The following is a 21086-nucleotide window of genomic DNA, read 5'->3' as shown; positions in this document are numbered from 1 at the left end:
GCGCGTTTGGGCTTGTTTCTGGCTTGACTCAGGGTTGACCACCCTCTGCCGAAGTCCATCTGGTTTTTTCGTGCGGATTGCCGATAGGCTTGCATCCTCTTGAAGGCCGGCCGACGCGATCGCATGGAAGATCAATCGTTCAAGAGAATCAAACGTTCGAGGGAATCAATCGTTTAGAGGAATCAGTCGCGCATGATAATCAATTGCGCATGAAAATCAATAGCGCATGGAATCAATCGCGCAGGAAGCGCCGCATTACCAGCGGCGTCGGCTCCAGTGGATTGGCGTGAGAGTATTCCAGCTCGGGTGCCAGCTCGAATGCAAAGGCAGAATAGAAGTCGATCAGCTTGGGTTGGTCGGCCCGCACGGCCAGGCGCAATTCGTCGATCCCGGACTCCAGGCCGTGATGAATCACGGCCTCCAGCAAATGCTGGGAGATATTGGATCCGCGGTATTCGGGCAATACGCCCATCCTGAGAATTTCCCATACTCCCGGTTCCGTATCGTGCGGCAGCCAGCGAACCGAGCCGATAGCGGTTTCTTCGTCCATCAAAACAAAACCGCCGCCCTGGCGCAGATGTTCTGCAACCAGGACGGCGGTTTCACGGTGGCCGCTCGATGTGACGCTGACCTTGCCGGCCCACGCTTTGCGCGTGAGCCCGGCAATTAATGCGGCGTCGTCGTCGTCGGCAGGGCGGACCGTACAGGCACTCAGCATATTCGCCTCGTCATAGTCTCCTCGTCGTATTTTCTTCAACGGATCCGCATGCCCGGCTGCGCACCCGGCCACGGATTGAGAATATAAATGCCCGGATTGGTTTTCTCGTCCGCGCTCGACGCCGCCAATACCATTCCTTCCGAAATGCCGAACTTCATCTTGCGCGGCGCCAGATTGGCCACCATCACCGTCAGCTTGCCGACCAGGTCTTCCGGCTGGTACATCGACTTGATGCCGGAAAACACATTGCGGTGGCGGCCTTCGCCCACGTCCAGCGTCAGGCGCAGCAATTTGTCGGACCCTTCGACGTGTTCGCAGTTGACGATCTGCGCGATGCGCAGGTCGATCTTCATGAAGTCGTCGATCTTGATTTCCGGCGCCAGCTCCTCGATGCCTTCCGGCTTGGCGGAGACGGCGATGGCCGGTGCGGCCGCGGGGGCAGGAGCGGCCGCTGGTTTCGGCGCATCGAACAGCTCTTCGATCATCCTGGCATCGACGCGCGTCATCAGGTGGCTGTAGGCGCCGATGGTGCGGCCCAGCATCGACGTGCCGGCAGCGGCCAGCGTCGCGTCGGCCCACGTGTGGCGCTCGTCGTTCAGGAACGTGCGCACGTTGGCGGCCACGCCCGGCAGTACCGGCGACAGCAGGATCGTCAGCTGGCGGAACAGGATCAGTGCCGTCGTGCACACTTCGTGCAGTTCGGCCAGCTTGCTGTCATCCTTGGCAAGCACCCATGGCTTGTTTTCGTCGACGTACTGATTCGTCACGTCCGCGATTTCCATGATCTCGCGCAGCGCGCGGCCGAATTCGCGGTGTTCGTAGCTTTCGGCGATGGCGACCTGGCGCTCGGCGCCTTCGGCGTTCGTCAGGGCCCGCTTGATCCAGTCGAGCGAAGTCTCGGACAGACGATCTGCCAGCTTGCCGTCGAATTTCTTGGCGATGAAGCCGGCGCAGCGGCTGGCGATATTGACGTATTTGCCGATCAGATCCGAATTGACGCGGGCGACGAAATCTTCGCCCGTGAAGTCGAGGTCTTCCACCTTCGAGTTCAGCTTGAAGGCGATGTAATAACGCAGCCACTCAGGATTCATGCCCAGGTTCAGGTAGCGCAGCGGCGAAATACCCGTGCCGCGCGACTTGGACATCTTTTCATTGTTGACGGTCAGGTGGCCGTGCACGTTGACCTTCAGCTTGTCGATCACGGGATGGCCTGCGAATTTCAGCATCGCAGGCCAGAACAGCAGGTGGAACGAGACGATATCCTTGCCGATGAAGTGGATCTGCTCCGCGTCCGGGTCGTTGAGGAACGCGTCGAAATCGATGCCTTTCTTGCTGAAGTAGTTTTTCAGCGACGCCAGGTAGCCCACAGGCGCGTCCAGCCAGACGTAGAAGAACTTGCCCGGTGCATCGGGAATTGGAATACCGAAATACGGCGCGTCGCGCGAGATATCCCAGTCCGCCAGCTTCTCGCCGGATTCTCCCAGCCATTCGGAGACTTTATTGACCATTTCCGGCTGCAGGCGGCCCGGCGTGTTCAGCCAGTCGCGCAGGAATTCGAAGCAGCGCGGGTCGGACAGCTTGAAGAAATACTGTTCAGAAGGTTTCAGAACCGGCGTGGCGTTGGTGAACACGGAATATGGGTTGACCAGATCCGTCGGCTGGTAGGCGGCGCCGCATACCTCGCAATTATCGCCATACTGGTCCCTGGCGCCGCATTTCGGGCATTCGCCCTTGATATTGCGGTCGGCCAGGAACATGCCCTTGACGGGGTCGAAGAAGCGGTCGACCGTTTTCGTCTGGATCAGGCCCACGTCGCGCAGGCGGCGGTAGATGCCCTGCGACAGCTCGACGTTTTCCGGCGAATCGGTGGAGTACCAGTTGTCGAAAGCGATATGAAAGCCGTCCAGGTACTGGGCGCGGCCGGCAGCGATTTTTGCCACGAATTCCTGCGGCGTGATGCCTTCCTTTTCCGCCGCGATCATGATCGGCGTGCCGTGCGTGTCGTCCGCGCCGACGAAATGCACCTCGCGCTCCTGCATGCGCTGGTACCGGACCCAGATGTCGGCCTGGATGTACTCCATCATGTGGCCGATGTGGAAGGCAGCGTTGGCGTAGGGCAGGGCAGTGGTGACGAACAGCTTGCGGGTCATGGTCAGCGCGAAAAAGATAGGGAAAACAGGCATTTTAACAGCGACCGGCCGGGCTGCGCAGCGTTCGGCGCCGGGCCGGCAGGCGGGCGGCATGTATTCCACGTCGTTTTGCGCTAGACTGCGGCATCACCAACGGAGAAATACATGAGCATCACAGTAGAAGACGTCAAGGCCGCCCTGTCCAGGGTTATCGATCCGAACACCGGCAAGGACTTTGTCACGACGAAGTCGGTCCGCAACCTGAAGGTCGAGAACGGCGCCATCGCCCTGGACATCGAACTGGGCTACCCGGCCCGCAGCCAGATCGAAGGCATCCGCGCCGGCATCCTGGCCGCGCTGCAGCCGTTCGGCCTGGGCATTGCCCTGAACGTCACCAGCAAGATCATCGCCCACACCGTGCAGCGCGGCCTCAAGCCCCTGCCGAACGTGAAGAACATCATCGCCGTCGCTTCCGGCAAGGGCGGCGTCGGCAAATCGACGACGGCCGTCAACCTGGCGCTGGCGCTGGCTGCCGAAGGCGCCACCGTCGGCGTGCTCGATGCGGACATCTACGGCCCTTCGCAGCCCATGATGCTGGGCGTCTCCGGCCGCCCGATGTCGAACGACGGCAAGACGATGGAACCGATGGAAGGCCACGGCATCCAGGTGTCGTCGATCGGCTTCCTGATCGATCCGGACGAGCCGATGGTCTGGCGCGGCCCGATGGTCACGCAGGCGCTGCAGCAGCTGCTGGACCAGACCAACTGGCGTGAACTGGATTACCTGGTCGTCGACATGCCGCCGGGCACCGGCGACATCCAGCTGACCCTGTCGCAGAAGGTGCCGGTCACGGGCGCCGTCATCGTCACGACGCCGCAGGACATCGCGCTGCTGGACGCGCGCAAGGGCCTCAAGATGTTCGAGAAGGTCGGCATCCCGATCTTGGGCGTGGTGGAAAACATGAGCACCCATATTTGCTCGAACTGCGGCCACACGGAGGAAATCTTCGGTGCCGGCGGCGGGGAGAAGATGTGCGCGGACTTCGGCGTGGACTTCCTCGGCAAGCTGCCGCTCAAGATGGCGATCCGCGAGCAGACCGATTCCGGCAAGCCGACGGTGGTCGCCGATCCGGACGGCCAGGTCGCCACGCTGTACAAGGAAATCGCCCGCAAGGTGGCGATCAAGGTGGCCGAGAAGGCCAAGGATATGAGCAGCAAATTCCCTTCGATTGTGATCAAAAACGACTAAAAGGAGTGCCATGCCCGCCGCGATGATGCAGAGACGTTCGGCCTTCAAGGCCATCACCCTGACCGCCTTGCTGGCGGTTTCGTTCAGCAGCATCGGGGCCACCCCCGACCCGGCCAACGCGGTGGTCAAGCAGCGGGTATGGCAGCCTGTTCCCAGCGGCACGCAGGCGCAGCTACGCGGCCTGTCGGTCGTGAGCGCGACGGTCGCGTGGGCCAGCGGCCAGAATGGCACCGTGTTGCGCACCGTGGACGGCAGGACCTGGCAGAAGTTCGTCGTGGCGGGCGCGGAAGCGCTGGACCTGCGCGACATTCACGCCTTCGACGCCGATACGGCCTTTGCGCTCAGCATCGGGCCGGGCGACTCGTCCCGAATCTACCGTACGGCCGACGGCGGCGCGACCTGGCAGCTGCAGGCCACCAACCCGGATGCCAGCGGTTTCTGGGACTGCATCGCCTTCTGGGACCGCGACAACGGCATCGTCTTCGGCGATCCCGTCGACGGCTCTTATCAGATCCTCACCACGGGCGACGGCGGTGCCACATGGCAGCCGAGCGCCGATGCGGCCGGCCTGAAAGCCTTGCCGAACGAGGCCGCATTTGCCGCCAGCGGCACGTGCCTGTCCGTCGCTGGCCTTGATGACGCGTGGTTCGCCACCGGCGGCGGGGCACAGGCGCGCGTGTTCCACTCGTCCGACCGCGGACGCACATGGCAGGCGGCCGTCACGCCGATTCCCGCGGGTGCGCCGGCCAAAGGTGTGTTCTCCGTTGCTTTCCGCGACAGCTCGGTGGGCCTGGCCGTGGGCGGCGATTATTCCGACCGTTACCTGGCCACGCTGAACGGCGCCCGCAGCGACGATGGCGGCGCCACGTGGACGCCCGCGCCGGTGCTGCCGGCCGGGTATATGTCGGTCGTCGTGCCGGTCGCCGGTGCGCCCGATTCGTTTGTCGCGGCAGGGCTGGCCGGTTCCGGCTACTCGCTCGATGCGGGGCGCACGTGGAAGGTGCTGGACCGGCGCCCCGTCAACACGGTGGGTTTTGCCTCACCCACGGTGGGCTGGGCGGTGGGGTCGAAAGGGCTCATCATGAAGTACACCGGACCGCGCCTGAGCAAATGAACCTTTGGCGGTGAAAATGCAGACCGTCAAGGCCTCCGCGCTTGCCGCGGCATTGCTGCTGGCCGGCGCGGTGCAGGCCCGGCTCAGCAGGAGCATCACCGTCACGGTGAAATAGCGACAACGGCCCGGCGACAGCCTGCGCAGGGGGCATCGTGTCCGGCCTGATGGCGAGGCGTTCTATTTCGCCCGCGCGAAGGGCACGTCCATCCCCGCCGCCTTGAGCCGCCCGCCGCCATCGCGGCCCTCGAACTTCAGTTCAGCGTCCATCGACGTCACGAACCAGCTGCCGTCGGGCGCCGCGTGCAACGGCTCCATCGCGGTGCCTTTCAGCGCCACCGTCAGGCCCTGGCCCGCGCGCGCGATGGTGAAGTCGCCCAGGCCCGCGATGGTGTACTTGCCTGGCAGCGTGTCCAGCGCGGCGGGCGAGGGCTGCGTGGCGGCACGCACGCGCGGGCGCTGCGTAGGCCAGTTGTATTCGGCGGCCACGGCCCGCACCAGCTGGTCCGCCAGCTCGCCGCCACGGTCCGCGTTCGTCATGACAATCACGCCGTCGCCCCGTTCCGTATAGGCGACCAGCTTGTTCTGGTAACCGGCGTTGGCGCCGCCGTGGCTGAAGCTTTGCGTCTGGCCATTGCCGTCGAGGCGCCAGCCCAGGCCGAAGTTCTCCAGCACGGGCGTGAGCATCAGCTGCGTCATCGATTGCGACAGCACCTTGTTCGACTGGCCCGCCGCCGAACGTTTCACTTCGATGGCGAATTTCGCCAGGTCCGAGGGCGTCGTCCACAACCCCGCCGCAGCCAGTTCCGGATACGTGTGCGGGCCGCCGGGTACCGGCTTGCCGGTACTGTCGTGCGGGAGCGCGGCGCGCGCCAGCTGCATGGCCGGCAGCGGCTGGGCGAAGCTGCTGTCCGCCATGCCCAACGGCTTGAGGACGGTCTGTTGCAGCAGCTGCGGGAACGGCAGCTTCGCCCGCTCCGTCATGACGTATTCCACCACCTCGTAGCCGCCGCCCGAATAGCGCCATTTCGTGCCGGGCCGCGCCGCCACGTGCACGCCGCGCGAGTTGGCCGGCTTCGCGCCATTGAGCAGCTGCGTCAGTGTCGGCACGGGCGCCCCGGCCGCATAGCCGGCAAAGCCGTGCACCGTGGTGCCGGCCGTGTGCGACAGCAGCTGACGCAGGGTGACGGGCGAGTTGTCCATGTCTTTCGGCAGCTTCCACAGCGACGTGTAGCCGTTGATGTCGCGATCGAGCGCCAGCTGGCCCGACTCCACCATCTTCAGTGCCGCCATCGCCGTCACGGGCTTGCTGATGGACGCGGCCTGGAACAGCGTCGACGGCGTGACGGGGGCGCCGCCGGGCGTGGCGACGCCATAGCCGCGCGCCCATTCGACTTCCCCTGCGTGGATGACGGCGATACTGACGCCGGGCACGCCCAGGCGCGCCATTTCGGCAGCCAGCGTGCGTTTCACGGGTGGCGCGCCTTCCAGGGCGACGGCGGGCAGCAGGCCCCGTTCGACGGCGGCGACGCGCCCCGCCAGCGCGGGGTCGTCGGCGCCGAAGGCGGGCAGTGCGCAGAACAGCAGCGGGAGGGCGAGGGGGAGGGCAAGAGGCAGGGCAGGGCGGTTGGACAAGGCGTGGCTCCTTTATTGTTGTCGATTCGAGTATAAGCCAGTTGCGGGTAAAATAAGCCCTTTATACCTATCGCTTCATACCGAGATGACCACTGCACCAGCCACTCCCGTCCGCACCCGGTTCGCCCCCAGCCCGACCGGCTTCCTCCACCTGGGCGGCGCCCGTACGGCGCTGTATTCCTGGGCCTACGCACGCCACTTCGGCGGCACGTTCGTGCTGCGCATCGAGGATACCGACGTGGAACGCTCGACGCCGGAAGCCGTGCAGGCCATCATCGACGGCATGCAGTGGCTGGGCCTCGACCATGACGAAGGTCCGTTCTACCAGATGCAGCGCATGGACCGCTATCGCGAAGTGATCGGCCAGATGCTCGCGGCCGGTACCGCCTACCATTGCTACTCCACGCCGGAGGAAGTGGAAGCGATGCGCGAGCGCTTCCGCGCCGCGGGCGAAAAGCCGCGCTACGACGGCACCTGGCGTCCGGAAGAAGGCAAGACGCTGCCGGCCATTCCGGAAGGCCGCAAGCCTGTCGTGCGCTTCAAGAATCCGCTCGATGGCGACGTCACGTGGAACGACGTGGTCAAGGGCCCGATCACCATCTCCAACAAGGAGCTGGACGATCTCGTGATCGCGCGCACTGACGGCACGCCGACGTACAACTTCTGCGTCGCCGTGGATGACTGGGACATGCGCATCACCCACGTGCTGCGTGGCGACGACCACGTCAACAACACGCCGCGCCAGATCAATATCCTGCGCGCCATCGGCGCACCGCTGCCGGAATACGGCCACCTGCCGATGATCCTGGGCTCGGACGGCCAGAAGCTGTCGAAGCGGCATGGCGCCGTCAGCGTGATGGAATACCCGGCGCAGGGCTTCCTGCCCGAGGCGATGCTGAACTACCTGGCGCGCCTGGGCTGGAGCCACGGCGACGACGAAGTGTTCTCGATGGCGCAGTTCTGCGAGTGGTTCAACCTGGAGCACCTGACGGCATCGGCCGCGCAGTTCAACAACGAGAAGCTGGCGTGGCTGAACAACCACTGGATCAAGCAGGCCGACAACGCCCGCCTGGCCGGCCTGGCGAAGCCGCGCATGCTGGAAGCGGGGGCACAGTTCGACGGCGCGCCCGAGTTGTCCACCGTGCTGGCGCTGTTCAAGGAGCGCGCCAACACCGTCAACGAACTGGCCGATGCAGCAATGCTGTTCTATCGCCAGCCGCAGCCGGATGCGGCGCTGATGACGCAGCACTTCACGGATGCCGTCAAGCCGGCGCTGGCGCAGTTCGCCGAGCGCATCGCGACGGTCGAGTGGACCAAGGAAGCCATCGCCGCGATGATCAAGGAAGTCCTGGCCGCCAACGGCCTCAAAATGCCGCAGATCGCCATGCCGCTGCGCCTGATCGTGACGGGCCAGTTGCAGACACCTGCCATCGACGCGGTGCTGCAGCTGTTCGGCCGCGACACGGTGGCCGCACGCCTGGCGAAATATCTGTAAATCCGGAGGAAAATATTTCAAACGGGTATTTGCGTTTTCCGTAACGGCTGCTATACTTCTGTCTCTTCGCAAACGGGGGTATAGCTCAGCTGGGAGAGCGCTTGCATGGCATGCAAGAGGTCAGCGGTTCGATCCCGCTTACCTCCACCAGTTTGGCGAAGAAAAGCAGTACGGTAGTTCCAGGGTCCCCATCGTCTAGAGGCCTAGGACATCACCCTTTCACGGTGAGTACCGGGGTTCGAATCCCCGTGGGGACGCCAAGAGTTTGGCAGTAGAAGTAGCAAGTGATGTTTTGTTGTAGCTCGCTGTCCTAGCCAGGCAGCAAGTGGTAACAAAAGTCGCGATGAGCGGCTTTTATTTTGTCTGTGCCAGCGGGGGTATAGCTCAGCTGGGAGAGCGCTTGCATGGCATGCAAGAGGTCAGCGGTTCGATCCCGCTTACCTCCACCATCGGTGCAGACAGGTTGTGCGGTAGTTCCAGGTCCCCATCGTCTAGAGGCCTAGGACATCACCCTTTCACGGTGAGTACCGGGGTTCGAATCCCCGTGGGGACGCCAGGTTTGGCAAGGTTGTAAAGGTCTGCACCAGAGGGGGTATAGCTCAGCTGGGAGAGCGCTTGCATGGCATGCAAGAGGTCAGCGGTTCGATCCCGCTTACCTCCACCATAGTGCGGACAGGGCAGTAAAGTCTGAAGTAAGCGAAGTTCCAAGGTCCCCATCGTCTAGAGGCCTAGGACATCACCCTTTCACGGTGAGTACCGGGGTTCGAATCCCCGTGGGGACGCCAGGGCGCGATGCGCCGGCAGAGAAAAAGCAGCAGCAAGCAGTCGATGACGAAGCCGCCCATGAGCGGCTTTTTTGTTGTCCGCATCCGGCGCATTGTCTTGCCGCCGCAATGGAACAAATTCCTTCGCCTTCGATCGATTCACGGCTGGTACGTCGCGGATTGCGAGCAGTACTCCAGGATGAATCGCATGCGGACCATGTCACGCATGTCGGCGGCGCACCGGCGGTGCGCAAGCGGTGGTGCACACCGGCGGCGGCATCCCGATGCTGCTCGAACTGATTTTCGCCACGGCCATGGGCACGGCCCGTGGCGCACGCCGCGGCTGGAATCCGATTACGTTTTCGCCGACCGCACGCGGTAATTCCTTAAGCCAGCAGGGGGGGGCGCGGCCTTGCCCAGGCAACCGCGGCGCAAGACGTATTGCAGAGCGGCACACGTTTCGCCCTTGCAACGGCGGGAGGCGCGGTGCTATAATTCGCGCACGCTTTTACGACGTCCCCATCGTCTAGAGGCCTAGGACATCACCCTTTCACGGTGAGTACCGGGGTTCGAATCCCCGTGGGGACGCCAGGTTTGCCACCGCAGTGCTTGAAGTGTTTCGAGCCCATGCAGCGGGGGCAACGCAGTCAGTAGAAGAGTCCAGGGTCCCCATCGTCTAGAGGCCTAGGACATCACCCTTTCACGGTGAGTACCGGGGTTCGAATCCCCGTGGGGACGCCACAGATTATCAAGCAAGCCGCCTGGGTTCCAGCGCGGCTTTTTTGTATTTCAGCCACACCTTTCCAGCCCATGCCATTGCCATCTCCTCCCCGCCTTGCCATCTTCTGCAAGGTTGTCGACAACTTCGGCGATATCGGCATCTGCTGGCGCCTGTCGCGCCAGCTGGCGCGCGAACACGGGGTCGTGGTCACCTTGTGGGTCGACGACCTGCACAGCTTCCAGCGCATCTGTCCGCAGCTCGATACCGCGGCACCGTCCCAGCAGGTCGAAGGCGTGTTCGTGCGCCACTGGGCCGGCCAGGAAGGCGTGTTCACGCCGGCCGACGTGGCCGATATCGTCATCGAGTTCTTTGCCGTGGATATTCCGCCTGGCTATATTGACGCCATGGCAGGGTGCGATCCGAAGCCGGTCTGGCTCAATCTGGAAGGGTTGACGGCGGAAGAGTGGGTCGAAGGCTGCCACCGGTTGCCGTCGATGCATCCGCGGCTGCCGCTGACGAAGCACTTTTATTTTCCCGGCTTTACGGAGAATACGGGAGGGCTGTTGCGTGAGGGCGACCTGCCTGAACGGCGCCGCGCGTTCGACAGGGACGCGTCCGCCGCGTTTCTCTCCGGCCTGGGCGTAACGCCGGCCGAGCAGGCGGCGTTGAAGGTGTCGCTGTTCTGCTACCAGCATGCGCCCGTTTCCGCGCTGTTCGATGCATGGCGTGACGGCGCGGCGCAGGTTGCGTGCCTCGTGCCCGAAGGCGTGGCGGCGAAGGCGGTCGAGGCGTTTCTTGGCGGTCCCGGCGCCGCCGGCAGCGCCGCCACCCGGGGTGCGCTGACGGTGCGCGTGTTGCCGTTCGTGCCGCAGCCCGATTATGACCGCCTGCTGTGGTCCTGCGATATCAACTTCGTGCGCGGCGAGGATTCCTTCGTGCGCGCGCAGTGGGCGCATAAACCGTTCGTCTGGCATATCTATCCGCAGGACGAAAACCTGCACCATAAAAAACTGCGGGCATTTCTGGGCCGTTATTGTCCCGATATCGGCAGCCTGGCCGATTTCTCGCTGCGCTGGAATGGCGCGCCAGATAATAACGAAAACGCCAGCCTCGCCGAATGTTGGATGGCATTACAGGGCGATATGGCGTTATTGGCACGCCGTGCTGTCCATTGGGAGAAGCGCATGTTGGAAAACGGCGACCTTGCCGCCAGTCTGCTCGACTTCGCGCGGTCGCTGCGGTAGGCGCGGCCAATAGAACATGTTATGATGGGCGGTTACTGCAACCCATTTTTAGTGTAGACACTCTCCTATGAAACCCGCAAAAGAAATTCGTGTTGGCAACATCATCATGGTTGACGCCAAGCCATTCATCGTGCTGCGTTCCGACGTCAACGGTTCGAGCCGCACGGGCTTCACCTACAAGTGGAAGATGAAGAATCTTCTGACGAACGCACCGCTGGAGAACGTCTTCCGCGGCGACGACAAGTTCGACGTGGTGGTTCTGGACAAGAAGCCGGTGACCTACTCGTACTTCGCCGATCCGCTGTACGTCTTCATGGACGAAGAATACAACCAGTACGAAATCGAAGAAGAAAACCTGGGCGATGCGCTGAACTACCTGAAAGACGGCATGGAATGCGAAGCCGTCTTCTATGACGGCAAGGCAATCTCGGTCGAACTGCCGACGACGATCACCCGTCAGATCGTGTACTCGGAGCCAGCCGTCAAGGGCAACACCTCCGGTAACGTGCTGAAAGAAGCGCGCATCGAGAACGCGATCGAATCGAAGCAGCACACCGTGCAGGTGCCGCTGTTCGTCAGCCAGGACGACATGATCGAGATCGACACCCGTACCAACGAATACAAGCGCGTGATCCGTAACTAAGATCCGCTCTTGCTGAAAAAACGCTGCCTTGGGCAGCGTTTTTTTTTGAGGTTTTTTTTCGTGAACAGCCCGCGCGCCGCCCGGGCGGGTGGAGGTGGCAGGTTATAAACCTTGCATGCCGCAGTAAAGGCAGACCCCTCCGTACAAACGATTCCCCAACAGCGACGCAGCCACTGCTATCCTTGTCCGATTCCCGACAATGGAGGAAGAGGATGGAGCGCAGGCGGTTTGTACAGTTGGGACTGGCAATCAGTGGCACCGCAGCGCTGCCGGGGGCGCATGGCGCAGCCGCGTCCGGGCCGGCAGGTATCCTCGATGCCGGCGTGCTGCAGCAGCAGGCGATGATGGCCGCCAACAGGCTGACGGCGCACGCGCTGGCCTCCCGATACCTGGCCCGCATCGCGCGGATCGACAAGGCCGGGCCCCGCATCAATGCCATTATCGAGCTCAACCCGCAAGCGCTGCAGATCGCGCGGGACATGGACAGGGAGCGGCAGGCACGCAAGGTGCGCGGGCCGCTGCACGGCATACCCGTCCTGTTGAAAGACAATATCGCGACGGCGGACCGCATGAGCACAACGGCCGGATCGCTGGCGCTGGACGGCGTGCGCGCCGCCCGCGATGCGCACGTGACGGCGCGGCTGCGTGCCGCCGGTGCCGTTATCCTGGGCAAGACCAATCTCAGCGAATGGGCCAATATGCGCTCGACGCAATCCGTCAGCGGCTGGAGCGCCCGCGGTGGCCTGACGCGCAATCCGTACGCGCTCGACCGCAACTGCAGCGGGTCCAGCTCGGGTTCGGCGGCGGCGATCGCCGCGGGTCTGGCCACGCTGGCAGTCGGCACGGAGACGGACGGATCGATCGTCTCGCCCGCGTCGATCTGCGGGCTGGTTGGCATCAAGCCGACGCTGGGCCTCGTCAGCCGCAGCGGCATCATTCCCATCGCCGCGTCGCAGGATACGGCCGGCCCGATGACGCGCACGGTGGCGGACGCGGCGCTGCTGCTGAACGCGCTCGCCGGCACCGATCCGGACGATGACGCCACGCGCGACGCGGCGGGCAGGGCCACCGATTACACCAGGGCGCTGCAGCGCGACGCCCTGCGCGGCAAGCGCCTCGGCATCGCCCGCAATTTCTTCGGTCTCAATGACGACGTCGATGCCCGTATCGAGGCGGCGCTGGCCGTGCTGAAGGCGCAGGGCGCCGAGTTGGTGGACGTGCAGGTGCCGAACACGGACAAATACGGCAACCTGGAAACGCAGGTGCTGCTGTACGAATTTAAGCCAGGGCTGGCGGATTACCTGCGCCGGTATGCGCCCGGCGCGCGCATCGCCACGATGGCCGACGTGATCGCGTTCAACCGCAAGCACGCCGACCGCGAGCTGCGCTGGTTCGGCCAGCAGCACCTGGAAAATGCCGAAAGCAAGGGTGGCCTGGACAGCAAGCAATACCTGGAGGCGCTGGCGACGTGCCGCCGCTACGCGCGCGAGGAGGGAATCGATAAGGTGATGCGCGAGTACCGGCTCGATGCGCTGGTGGCGCCGACCGGCGGACCGGCGTGGCTGACGGACTTCGTCAACGGCGACCATTACGGCGGCAGTTTCTCGTCGCCGGCCGCCGTGGCGGGCTACCCGCACGTCACCGTGCCGGCAGGCCAGGTACGCGGGCTGCCCGTGGGCCTGTCGTTTGTCGGCGCCGCCTACAGCGATGCGGCGCTGATCGGGATGGCGTATGCGTACGAGCAGGCGACGCTGCTGCGGCGGGCGCCGACGTTTCCGGCCACGGTCAATGTGACGGCGCGCGGTTAGCCGCCACCGGATCCGGCAAGCCAGTTCCCGGCAGCGCAGGCGCCCATCAGTCCATCAGACCTCGATGAACCGCATCTTGAAGTTGCGGCCCTTGAAGCTGCCGAAGTCGCCGCCCTGGCGGCTGGCGGCATTCAGCTTTGCGAACGCATCGTAGGCCACGCGCCGGTCGATGGCCACGTAGGTCTGGAATTCGGTCACGTTGATCTTGCCCACCTGTTCCTTGGACAGGCCCGCGTCGCCCGTCAGCGCGCCCAGCACGTCGCCCGGACGCAGCTTGTCCTTCTTGCCGCCCGAGATGCACAAGGTCATCATCGGCGCCGCGTCGCCCTGGGCGTATTCGTCGACCGACAGGTCCTTGATCGAATACCACTCGACGGGGGCACCCTGGTACTCCTCGATCAGCTTGACCCATTTCTTCTCGTTCGGCGCGCACAGCGTCAGCGACAGGCCCTTCTCGTCGCCGCGGCCGGTGCGGCCGATGCGGTGGATGTGCACTTCCGTGTCCTTCGACACGTCCGCATTGATGACCGCTTCCAGGTTCTGGATATCCAGCCCGCGGGCGGCCACGTCGGTGGCGATGAGGATCGAGCAGCTGCGGTTGGCGAACAGCACGAGAATCTCGTCGCGCTCGCGCTGTTCCAGTTCGCCGTACAGGGCCAGCGCCGAGAAGCCTTGCGCGCGCAGTTCGTCCACCAGTTCGCGGCAGTGCACTTTCGTGTTGCAGAACACGATGGCCGATGCGGGCTGGTAGTGCTTCAGCAGCTTGCCGACAGCGGCGTCGCGCTCGTCGAAGCCGATCTCGTAGAAGCGCTGCACGATCTTGCCGCTGTCATGCTGCGCCTCGACGGTCACCTCGACCGGGTCGGCCAGGAAAGCTTCCGTCGCCACGCGGATGTCGTCGGGGTAGGTGGCCGAGAACAGCAACGTCTGGCGCCGTTTCGGGCAGGCGCTGACGATGCCTGCGATCTCGTCGTAGAAGCCCATGTCCGTCATGCGGTCCGCTTCGTCCAGCACCAGCGTCTGCACGGTCGACAGGTCGATCGTCTTGCGGCCGATATGGTCGCGGATGCGGCCCGGCGTGCCGACGACGACGTGTGCGCCGTGTTCGAGCGACGCGATCTGCGGGCGCATCGGCGCGCCGCCTGTCAGCACGAGGATCTTGACGTTGCCGACGCTGCGCGCCAGGCGCCGCAGCTCGTTGGCCACCTGGTCGGCCAGCTCGCGCGTCGGGCACAGCACCAGTGCCTGGGTGGCGAACCACGCCGGGTTGATCTTGTGCAGCAGGCCGATGCCGAAGGCCGCCGTCTTGCCGCTGCCCGTCTTGGCCTGGGCAATCAGGTCGCGCCCTTCCAGCACTGACGGCAGGCTCTGTGCCTGGATCGGGGTCATGGTCTTATAGCCCAGCGAATCGAGGTTCGCGAGGAAGGAGTCGGTCAGGGGCAGGCTGGCAAAGGAGTCGGAGGTCATGGCGGCGGCGGGCGGTGGGATTGAATGAATAGTCTAGCAAATTGACCGGGTGGTCCGCGTCACGGCGAACCGGCGCAGGGTGTATCAGTCGCCGTGGCGGCGGTCATCGCCGGCGCCCCAGACGGGCAGCCCCGTCAGGTCGAGGCTGGCGTCGCGCTGCCATACGGGCAGGCCCGTGGCATCGGTCGGTTCCAGCAGTTCCATCTGTTCCTGCTTCAGCGCAGTGCGACGTGGACGGGGCGGCGGCGGACGCTTCGGCTCCGGCTCCATCGGCTCCGCCGGGCCGAAGCCGGGCAGGTCGAACGTCGCGTTATCTTTTTTGTCTCTCATGGTCCGTCATGGGGGCGGCTGAAGCGCCCCGAAAAACAAAAGCCCGGCTGTGACAGTCGGGCTCTCAATGTAAAGCGGCCCGCAGTGTAACACAACGGGCCGTGTCGCAGGGCACGCAGTGAGCACTTTACATCAGCGGAACGCCAGCGCGCCCGTCAGGTCGCCCGGCGGCTGCGCGCCGCGCGCGGCAAACGCCCGGTTGCGCTCCAGCAGGCCTTCCAGCAATGGCAGGCCGTGCAGGCGCGTGATGAAGCGCAGGATCGACGTGGTGTCGTAGAAGCTGTGATCGACGGCGCCCTGCCTGGCGAACGGCGACACGACCAGCGCGGGCACGCGCGAGCCCGGGCCCCAGCGGTCGCCCTGCGGCGGCGCCACGTGGTCCCACCAGCCGCCGTTCTCGTCGAACGTCACCACCACCACCATGTTCTGCCACTGCGGCGAGTGGCGCAGGTGCTGCAGCACGTTGACGATGTGCTGGTCGCCCGACTCGATGTCCGAGTAGCCGGCATGCAGGTTCAGGTTCCCCTGCGGCTTGTAGAAGCTGACGGCCGGCAGCTTGCCGGCAACGACGTCGGCCAGGAAACGGTTCGAGATCGGGCTGTCGCCCAGGCCGCCATCGCGCAGGTGGCGTGCGCGCGCGTCGGTGCCGGGCGCATAGTTGGCGAAGTAATTGAACGGCTGGTGGTGGGCCTGGAAGTTCGGTTTCGAACCGCCGCCCTTGGCGTCGAGCGCCGCCTGCCATGCGCCGCCATACCACGCCCACGATACGCCCTTGCGCGACAGCAGGTCGCCGATGGTGTCGTACGTCTGCGGCGGCAGCGTGCTGGCGTCCCCGGGGTCGGCCAGCAGCGGATCGCCGCCCGGGGCAGGGCGCACGTAGCTGGGCTGGTACGGTGGCGACATCGTGTTGACGGCATAGCCGTCCGGCGTGATGGCGCCGTCGTTGACGAACTTCACGCGGCCCAGCAGCGCGGACTTCGGCGAATCCGCTGCAATCGCCAGGCGCGTGCCGCGGACGCCATCGGCCGTGGCGGCGATCTTTTTCTTCGCCTTCGTCTCGGCGGCATGGAAGTATTCCGGCGTGCGGCCCGAGATCAGGAACTGGTGGTTCAGGTAGGAGCCGCCAAAGGCCGCCATGAAGAAGTTGTCGCACAACGTGAACTGGCGCGCCACCTGCCACAGGCCCAGGTTATGTTCCGTCTCGCCGTAGTAGCCCATCACCAGGCCGCCCGCATCGGACCAGGCGGCAAAGCCGTCGTTCCTGCCGCCATTGATCTGCATCTGGTTCTGGTAGAAGCGGTGCTGCAGGTCGCGCGTGATGACGGCCTCCGGCAGCGGCTTGCCGGCGGCATCCTTCAACGCGAACGGTGCGTTCGCCAGGCCCTGGATAGCGTCCTCCTTCAGCTCGTAGCGCACGCCGGCGATATCCTGCGGCACGGGCACGGCGCCGCCCCAGACCTTCGGCAGTTCCGGCAGCACGCTGCCATCCACGTCGCGCTGGCGGCACTGCTCGGCCGGCACCTCCGCCAGCGGCGATGCCAGGCCAGGGTAGTTGGCAAACAGGTTGTTGAAGCTGCGGTTCTCCAGGTAGATGACGACGACGTTCTTCACGTGCGCCTTCAGCTTCGCATCGAGCGAGCCCTTGACGATTGTCGTTTTCGCCTGCGCGGGCGCGGCGGCGGTGGGAATGGCGCCAACGACGCCGGCGGCGGTGGCGGCCTGCAGCAGCCGGCGGCGCGCCGGATTGGATGGGAGATCGTTATGGTCCGACACGCGCGGCTCCTCGGCTAAGGTCGTTGAAACCGCCGAGTGTAGCACCGCGCTAAAGGCTGGCAAAGGCATCGGAGGGTTGTCACGCTGCCATCGTTGCGCGACAATCGTCGTCTTTCCGACAGAGAGGTGCATCGATGACGCCTGCCCGCATCACCGCCGCCTGCCTGTGCGGCGCCGCCGAGTTGCGCCTGCATGGCGAGCCTGCCGCACGCGCCCACTGTCACTGCGGTATTTGCCGCGACACCTACGGCACGGCGATGCTGTCCGCCACCGCATGGCCGGCCGACGCCGTAACGGTGACCGGCGACTCACTGGTGACGTACCGTCATCCCGACCGGCATCTTGCCCGCACCTTTTGTGCCAACTGTGGCGACACGCTGTTCGGCACCAACCGGCTGGGCATGCGGGTCGTGCCAAACAGCCTGACGTCGCGCGCCCATGGCGGCAGGTTGCCAGCCGGCCTGGCGCCCACCTTGCATTTGTACTACGGGACCCGCGTGATCGACATCGACGACGCATTGCCGAAATATCTGGAAGGCTGGGACGGAGAGCTGTTCAGCAAGCCGTGATACGACCGGATCACAGTTCGGTCCCCACTGTCACGCATCGAACGGTGCGCCGCCAATGAAAAAGCCGCTGATCCTGTAAAGAATCAGCGGCTTTCTTGAATCTGGTTGCGGGGACAGGATTTGAACCTGTGACCTTCGGGTTATGAGCCCGACGAGCTGCCAGACTGCTCCACCCCGCGTCTGAGGCAAGAATTATATACCGGGTAGTTTATTTATGCAAGGACGAATCTGCTCGGTGTGGGGTCAGGCGGCGCCCAGGCGCCACAGCGACGTCAGCTCGGCAGAGCGGGCGGCGTGCAGCGGGTCGCTTTCGTCCGTGGCGCGCGGGTGGATCGGTCGCACGTCCTGGCGGCCCAGCACCTGCAGCCCCGCGCCGGCGATCCACTCGAGCAGTTGCGCGCGCGGGCGCAGGCCCAGGTGCTCGGCCAGGTCCGACAGGATCAGCCAGCCTTCGCCGCCTTCCGTCAGGTGGTCCTTCAGCCCGGCCAGGAAGCCCTTCAGCATGCGGCTGTCCGGATCGAAGACGGCCGCTTCGATGGACGACGACGGGCGCGCGGGCACCCACGGCGGGTTACAGACGACCAGCGCGGCGCGGCCGGGTGGGAACAGGTCCGTTTCCAGCAGCTCGACCTGTTCGTCCAGTTCCAGGCGCACGATATTGTCGCGGGCGCAGGACAGGGCGCGGCGATCCATGTCCGTCGCGATCACGTGCTCGACGCCGCGCTGGGCCAGCACGGCCGACAGCACGCCGGTGCCGGCGCCGATATCGAACGCCAGCGCCTTTGCAGCACGCGGCAGCGGCGTATCGGCCACCAGCTGCACGTATTCGCCGCGCACGGGCGAAAACACGCCATAGTGCGGGTGGATGCGCGCGCCCAGCGCCGGGATCTCGACACCCGTCTTGCGCCATTCGTGCGCGCCGATCAGCCCTTGCAGCTCGCGCAGCGAGATGACGAAGGCATCTTCGCCGCGGCCGTACGCCTCGTTGCAGGCCAGCTTGACGTCCGGCGCGCGGCGCAGCGGGATTTCGTAGCCCGGCTCGAACGGAATCAGCAGCATCGCCAGCGTGCGGGCGCGCTGCGATTGCGCCTGGCGGTGCAGGTGGAATGCTTCGGCCGGCGTGGCGGGCACTTTGGGTGCCTTCTTCTTGCCCTTGCCATGCTTATGGTCCGCGCGGCGCGCGAGCGCCTGCAGCAGCTGGCGCGCGTTATGAAAGTCGCCGCGCCACAGCAGCGCCGTGCCTTCGCAGGCGAGGCGGTAGGCCGTGTCGGCACTCGTGGTGTCGTCGGCAACGATGACTTTTTTCGGCGGCGGCATGCCCGCTTCCGAATGCCAGCGCGCGCTGCGCTCCTCTCCCTGTTCGGTCCAGTGGATGAGTGGGGTGGTGGCGGCTGGTTGCATGATGCTTTCGGTTCGAGGACGGTAAAAATGGCGAAACCGCCTGCACAGGCGGTTTCGTGTGGTCTGCCATTATAGCGGGCCGGCGTTGTTGGTTATCGCTTCCGTTGTCAGGCCGCGTCGCCCGCTGGCGGCGTGGTGGAAATCGTCAGGGGAATATCGCCGCCGCTCTTCACGGGCTGCGTCTGCGTGTCGACGACCGGGTCCGGGGCCGGCGCGCGCATCGGTCCTTTCGCATCCGCAGTGGTCTGCGTGTCGACCACCGGGTCGGGCCCCGCGGCGCGCACGGGGCCATCCTTCACCGGCGCGCCGGCGCCATAGGCACTGGCGGCATTTTTGACCTGTGTCGCGGTGGGCGGGGCGTAGGTGTCGGCCGACTTCTCGCTGTTGACCAGCTTGAACAGCCGCGCGGACAGGGTGCCGAGCGTGTCCTGCGTGTCGTTGCGTTTGATGTTGGCCGAGATATGCTTGTCCATCAGTTTGAACAGGTCGGACAGGCCGCCGGCCCAGTCGATCTCGGGGAATTCGACCATTGGCAGCGCGGCGGCGCGCTTGTCGTCCGGCGCCTTCTCGCTGCGGGTCGCGGCGCCGGCCGTCAATGACGCCTCGTACTGTACCTCGACTTCGAAGTCGTATTTCTGGCCATCGGCCAGCGTGATCGTGCCCTTGCCGAGAAAGTGCGCGCTGTCCGTCAGGCTGAATGCTGCCGCATCCGCGACGCCGTTGGCGCCTTCGGCATGCATCGCGCCGGCCGCGAACGTGGACGTGGATTCCAGGCTGACCGAATCGAAATCGATCGTCGCGCCCTTCATCGCGTCGCCGAAGAGCTTCCCGGCAAAATTGCCGAGCAGGTTCTGCGCCAGGTCGATGGTGGCATTGCCCAGGCCCGCCACGCGCTGCTGCAAATCGAGCCCGCTGCTGGACAAGGCGACATTGCCGCTGTCGGGTACCTTGACGGGGGCAGCCCGCTTGTCCGTGTCGGCGCGGGCCGGCTGCTGGCCGGACCCCGTCAGCTGGGTGTTGTAACGGTTACCGAACGGCGAAATCGAAGTCATGATGAGCCTCTATGAGAGTGTCTGCTGAAGGACAACGGCTGCGCCGCGGATAACTTTAGGTCATCAGTGGTGGTGCGTCCACAGGCCGTTCGACGCCAGGTAGGCCTGGACGGCTTCCGGCTGGCCGATCGCATGCAGTTTCACCTCGCCGCACGAGCAGACGCCGGAATAGGGCGTGATGTGCGAGCAGGCGGAGACTTTTTGCAGCGATACCTGGACGGCCTTGGCGCATTTGGCGCATTTGAAGGTCAGGGTGCGGGGGGCTTTCAACATGGTACGGTTCTTCTGATATGGCGGGACAGGGACTGATTCTAGCAGGAACGCCTTGCACGGAGCGCCGGTCAGTTGCGCGACCGGGCCAGTTCCAGCGTCAAAGTGCTGACGCAGTTGTCGCGGGTCTGCACCGTCAGTTCGACCTTGCCCCAGCCGGGGTTCAGGTTTTGCAGCGCAAACCTGCGCACCACCGCGGTGTCCTCCTCGGAGCCTGCGAACAAGTCTATCAGCGGTGCTTCGAGGTCGCGCCGGACGCCGGCCGGGAGCTCGATCTCCCCGGTGGTGACGCACAGTCCCGGCCGCACCTGCCAGAACGCCGTGCCGCCGCTGTCGCCGAACCGTCGCATCGAGTGGATATACAGCGACGTCAGCGCGACGGGCCAGTCTTCGTTCAGCTCCGCCGCCCAGTAGGAACATGCCTGCGGGCCGCTCGTCAGCGGGTAGCAGCTGCTCAGCCGGAGCTGGCGGTTGAGAAGCGACGCAAAACTGTCTGGCTCGCGCATGACGTTCCGGATCGTCGCGACCGCGGCCAGCACCGCTGCACGATCCGCGGCGTTCGGCGCGCCAGTGGCCGGCTGGTGCAGCAGCGCGTAACCAATGCAGAGTACGATTTGCCATGTTTTTGCAGATCGGCTGCAGGTCATGCGGTCCTCTTTCAATCAAGGCGCTATATATACTTAACGTCGGGGACAGGCCGCGCGGCCT

Annotated in this window: 18 protein-coding genes and 9 tRNA genes; 16 read left to right on the top strand and 11 right to left on the bottom strand. The window is 64.8% G+C overall.

Going from position 1 to position 21086, the window contains the following annotated elements; all coding sequences use genetic code 11:
- Positions 1–232: 232 nt before the first annotated feature.
- Both E1742_RS06915 and metG read right to left on the bottom strand, forming a co-directional pair.
- Entirely contained in the window at positions 233–718 is a 486-nt protein-coding gene (locus E1742_RS06915; protein ID WP_134384144.1) for a GNAT family N-acetyltransferase, read from the bottom strand.
- A gap of 35 nt (positions 719–753) precedes the next feature.
- Positions 754–2868, bottom strand: coding sequence for a methionine--tRNA ligase (gene metG / locus E1742_RS06910; RefSeq protein ID WP_134384143.1), 2115 nt, complete (start codon positions 2866–2868; stop codon positions 754–756).
- A gap of 144 nt (positions 2869–3012) precedes the next feature.
- Here metG and apbC point away from each other — a divergent pair, with 144 nt between their 5' ends.
- Positions 3013–4095, top strand: a complete 1083-nt coding sequence (gene apbC, locus E1742_RS06905) for an iron-sulfur cluster carrier protein ApbC (protein ID WP_134384142.1) — start codon at positions 3013–3015, stop codon at positions 4093–4095.
- A 22-nt stretch (positions 4096–4117) separates the two neighbouring features.
- Positions 4118–5209 (top strand): WD40/YVTN/BNR-like repeat-containing protein, encoded by a 1092-nt coding sequence (locus tag E1742_RS06900; protein ID WP_134384141.1) that lies wholly within the window; start codon positions 4118–4120, stop codon positions 5207–5209.
- Positions 5210–5386: 177 nt separating this feature from the next.
- Here E1742_RS06900 and E1742_RS06895 read toward each other — a convergent pair whose 3' ends face one another.
- Complete coding sequence (locus E1742_RS06895) at positions 5387–6841, bottom strand: serine hydrolase domain-containing protein (protein ID WP_134384140.1); 1455 nt, start codon at positions 6839–6841, stop codon at positions 5387–5389.
- Between the two features lie 85 nt (positions 6842–6926).
- On the opposite strand from E1742_RS06895, the gene gltX reads away from it, so the two are divergent.
- The 13 genes from gltX (at position 6927) to E1742_RS06830 (ending at position 13516) form a co-directional block, all read left to right on the top strand.
- On the top strand, positions 6927–8336 hold the full coding sequence (gene gltX, locus E1742_RS06890) for a glutamate--tRNA ligase (RefSeq protein ID WP_134384139.1): 1410 nt from the start codon (positions 6927–6929) through the stop codon (positions 8334–8336).
- A gap of 74 nt (positions 8337–8410) precedes the next feature.
- Positions 8411–8486, top strand: a tRNA-Ala gene (locus E1742_RS06885).
- 34 nt (positions 8487–8520) lie between these two features.
- Positions 8521–8596: transfer RNA gene (locus E1742_RS06880), tRNA-Glu, on the top strand.
- 113 nt (positions 8597–8709) lie between these two features.
- A tRNA-Ala gene (locus E1742_RS06875) sits at positions 8710–8785 on the top strand.
- A gap of 31 nt (positions 8786–8816) precedes the next feature.
- Positions 8817–8892 (top strand) — tRNA-Glu (locus E1742_RS06870).
- A 32-nt stretch (positions 8893–8924) separates the two neighbouring features.
- Positions 8925–9000 (top strand) — tRNA-Ala (locus tag E1742_RS06865).
- Positions 9001–9045: 45 nt separating this feature from the next.
- Positions 9046–9121, top strand: a tRNA-Glu gene (locus E1742_RS06860).
- A 43-nt stretch (positions 9122–9164) separates the two neighbouring features.
- The gene (locus E1742_RS06855) at positions 9165–9482 is read left to right on the top strand and encodes a hypothetical protein (protein WP_134384138.1); all 318 of its coding nucleotides are present in this window, start codon (positions 9165–9167) and stop codon (positions 9480–9482) included.
- 133 nt (positions 9483–9615) lie between these two features.
- A tRNA-Glu gene (locus E1742_RS06850) sits at positions 9616–9691 on the top strand.
- A 74-nt stretch (positions 9692–9765) separates the two neighbouring features.
- A tRNA-Glu gene (locus E1742_RS06845) sits at positions 9766–9841 on the top strand.
- Between the two features lie 69 nt (positions 9842–9910).
- Positions 9911–11065, top strand: a complete 1155-nt coding sequence (gene earP, locus E1742_RS06840; protein WP_134384137.1) for an elongation factor P maturation arginine rhamnosyltransferase EarP — start codon at positions 9911–9913, stop codon at positions 11063–11065.
- Positions 11066–11132: 67 nt separating this feature from the next.
- Positions 11133–11708 carry an elongation factor P gene (locus E1742_RS06835; protein ID WP_134384136.1) on the top strand — a complete coding sequence of 192 codons (576 nt, stop codon included), beginning with the start codon at positions 11133–11135 and terminating at the stop codon, positions 11706–11708.
- A gap of 212 nt (positions 11709–11920) precedes the next feature.
- Positions 11921–13516, top strand: coding sequence for an amidase (locus E1742_RS06830; RefSeq protein ID WP_134384135.1), 1596 nt, complete (start codon positions 11921–11923; stop codon positions 13514–13516).
- Positions 13517–13570: 54 nt separating this feature from the next.
- Here E1742_RS06830 and dbpA read toward each other — a convergent pair whose 3' ends face one another.
- From dbpA to E1742_RS06815, 3 genes are all read right to left on the bottom strand, one after another.
- A complete protein-coding gene (gene dbpA / locus E1742_RS06825) occupies positions 13571–14983 on the bottom strand; it encodes an ATP-dependent RNA helicase DbpA (RefSeq protein WP_134384134.1) in 1413 nt (470 codons plus the stop codon).
- Between the two features lie 84 nt (positions 14984–15067).
- Positions 15068–15313, bottom strand: a complete 246-nt coding sequence (locus E1742_RS06820; protein ID WP_134384133.1) for a hypothetical protein — start codon at positions 15311–15313, stop codon at positions 15068–15070.
- A 132-nt stretch (positions 15314–15445) separates the two neighbouring features.
- Entirely contained in the window at positions 15446–17086 is a 1641-nt protein-coding gene (locus E1742_RS06815; RefSeq protein WP_229466592.1) for an acid phosphatase, read from the bottom strand.
- A gap of 134 nt (positions 17087–17220) precedes the next feature.
- Between E1742_RS06815 and E1742_RS06810 the strand changes: the two genes are divergently transcribed.
- The gene (locus E1742_RS06810) at positions 17221–17655 is read left to right on the top strand and encodes a GFA family protein (protein ID WP_134384131.1); all 435 of its coding nucleotides are present in this window, start codon (positions 17221–17223) and stop codon (positions 17653–17655) included.
- Positions 17656–17757: 102 nt separating this feature from the next.
- Here E1742_RS06810 and E1742_RS06805 read toward each other — a convergent pair.
- The 5 genes from E1742_RS06805 to E1742_RS06785 form a co-directional block, all read right to left on the bottom strand.
- Positions 17758–17834, bottom strand: a tRNA-Met gene (locus E1742_RS06805).
- 64 nt (positions 17835–17898) lie between these two features.
- A complete protein-coding gene (locus E1742_RS06800; RefSeq protein ID WP_134384130.1) occupies positions 17899–19056 on the bottom strand; it encodes a methyltransferase in 1158 nt (385 codons plus the stop codon).
- Positions 19057–19163: 107 nt separating this feature from the next.
- Positions 19164–20108 (bottom strand): hypothetical protein, encoded by a 945-nt coding sequence (locus E1742_RS06795; protein ID WP_134384129.1) that lies wholly within the window; start codon positions 20106–20108, stop codon positions 19164–19166.
- 63 nt (positions 20109–20171) lie between these two features.
- Positions 20172–20381: a hypothetical protein gene (locus tag E1742_RS06790; RefSeq protein ID WP_134384128.1), complete on the bottom strand. Its 210-nt coding sequence runs from the start codon at positions 20379–20381 to the stop codon at positions 20172–20174.
- A 68-nt stretch (positions 20382–20449) separates the two neighbouring features.
- Entirely contained in the window at positions 20450–21025 is a 576-nt protein-coding gene (locus E1742_RS06785; protein ID WP_134384127.1) for a hypothetical protein, read from the bottom strand.
- Between the last annotated feature and the right edge of the window lie 61 nt (positions 21026–21086).

Source organism: Pseudoduganella plicata (assembly GCF_004421005.1).
Lineage (GTDB): Bacteria > Pseudomonadota > Gammaproteobacteria > Burkholderiales > Burkholderiaceae_D > Rugamonas > Rugamonas plicata.
This window is presented reverse-complemented; position numbering and strand designations above follow the sequence as displayed.

Coding starts and splice junctions, on each gene's coding strand:
- E1742_RS06900 (WP_134384141.1), top strand. CDS start 4,118: ATGATGCAGAGACGTTCGGCCTTCAAGGCCATCACCCTGACCGCCTTG.
- dbpA (WP_134384134.1), bottom strand. CDS start 14,983: ATGACCTCCGACTCCTTTGCCAGCCTGCCCCTGACCGACTCCTTCCTC.
- gltX (WP_134384139.1), top strand. CDS start 6,927: ATGACCACTGCACCAGCCACTCCCGTCCGCACCCGGTTCGCCCCCAGC.
- E1742_RS06835 (WP_134384136.1), top strand. CDS start 11,133: ATGAAACCCGCAAAAGAAATTCGTGTTGGCAACATCATCATGGTTGAC.
- E1742_RS06915 (WP_134384144.1), bottom strand. CDS start 718: ATGCTGAGTGCCTGTACGGTCCGCCCTGCCGACGACGACGACGCCGCA.
- E1742_RS06855 (WP_134384138.1), top strand. CDS start 9,165: ATGACGAAGCCGCCCATGAGCGGCTTTTTTGTTGTCCGCATCCGGCGC.
- E1742_RS06810 (WP_134384131.1), top strand. CDS start 17,221: ATGACGCCTGCCCGCATCACCGCCGCCTGCCTGTGCGGCGCCGCCGAG.
- metG (WP_134384143.1), bottom strand. CDS start 2,868: ATGACCCGCAAGCTGTTCGTCACCACTGCCCTGCCCTACGCCAACGCT.
- E1742_RS06800 (WP_134384130.1), bottom strand. CDS start 19,056: ATGCAACCAGCCGCCACCACCCCACTCATCCACTGGACCGAACAGGGA.
- E1742_RS06820 (WP_134384133.1), bottom strand. CDS start 15,313: ATGAGAGACAAAAAAGATAACGCGACGTTCGACCTGCCCGGCTTCGGC.
- E1742_RS06795 (WP_134384129.1), bottom strand. CDS start 20,108: ATGACTTCGATTTCGCCGTTCGGTAACCGTTACAACACCCAGCTGACG.
- E1742_RS06830 (WP_134384135.1), top strand. CDS start 11,921: ATGGAGCGCAGGCGGTTTGTACAGTTGGGACTGGCAATCAGTGGCACC.
- apbC (WP_134384142.1), top strand. CDS start 3,013: ATGAGCATCACAGTAGAAGACGTCAAGGCCGCCCTGTCCAGGGTTATC.
- E1742_RS06785 (WP_134384127.1), bottom strand. CDS start 21,025: ATGACCTGCAGCCGATCTGCAAAAACATGGCAAATCGTACTCTGCATT.
- earP (WP_134384137.1), top strand. CDS start 9,911: ATGCCATTGCCATCTCCTCCCCGCCTTGCCATCTTCTGCAAGGTTGTC.
- E1742_RS06790 (WP_134384128.1), bottom strand. CDS start 20,381: ATGTTGAAAGCCCCCCGCACCCTGACCTTCAAATGCGCCAAATGCGCC.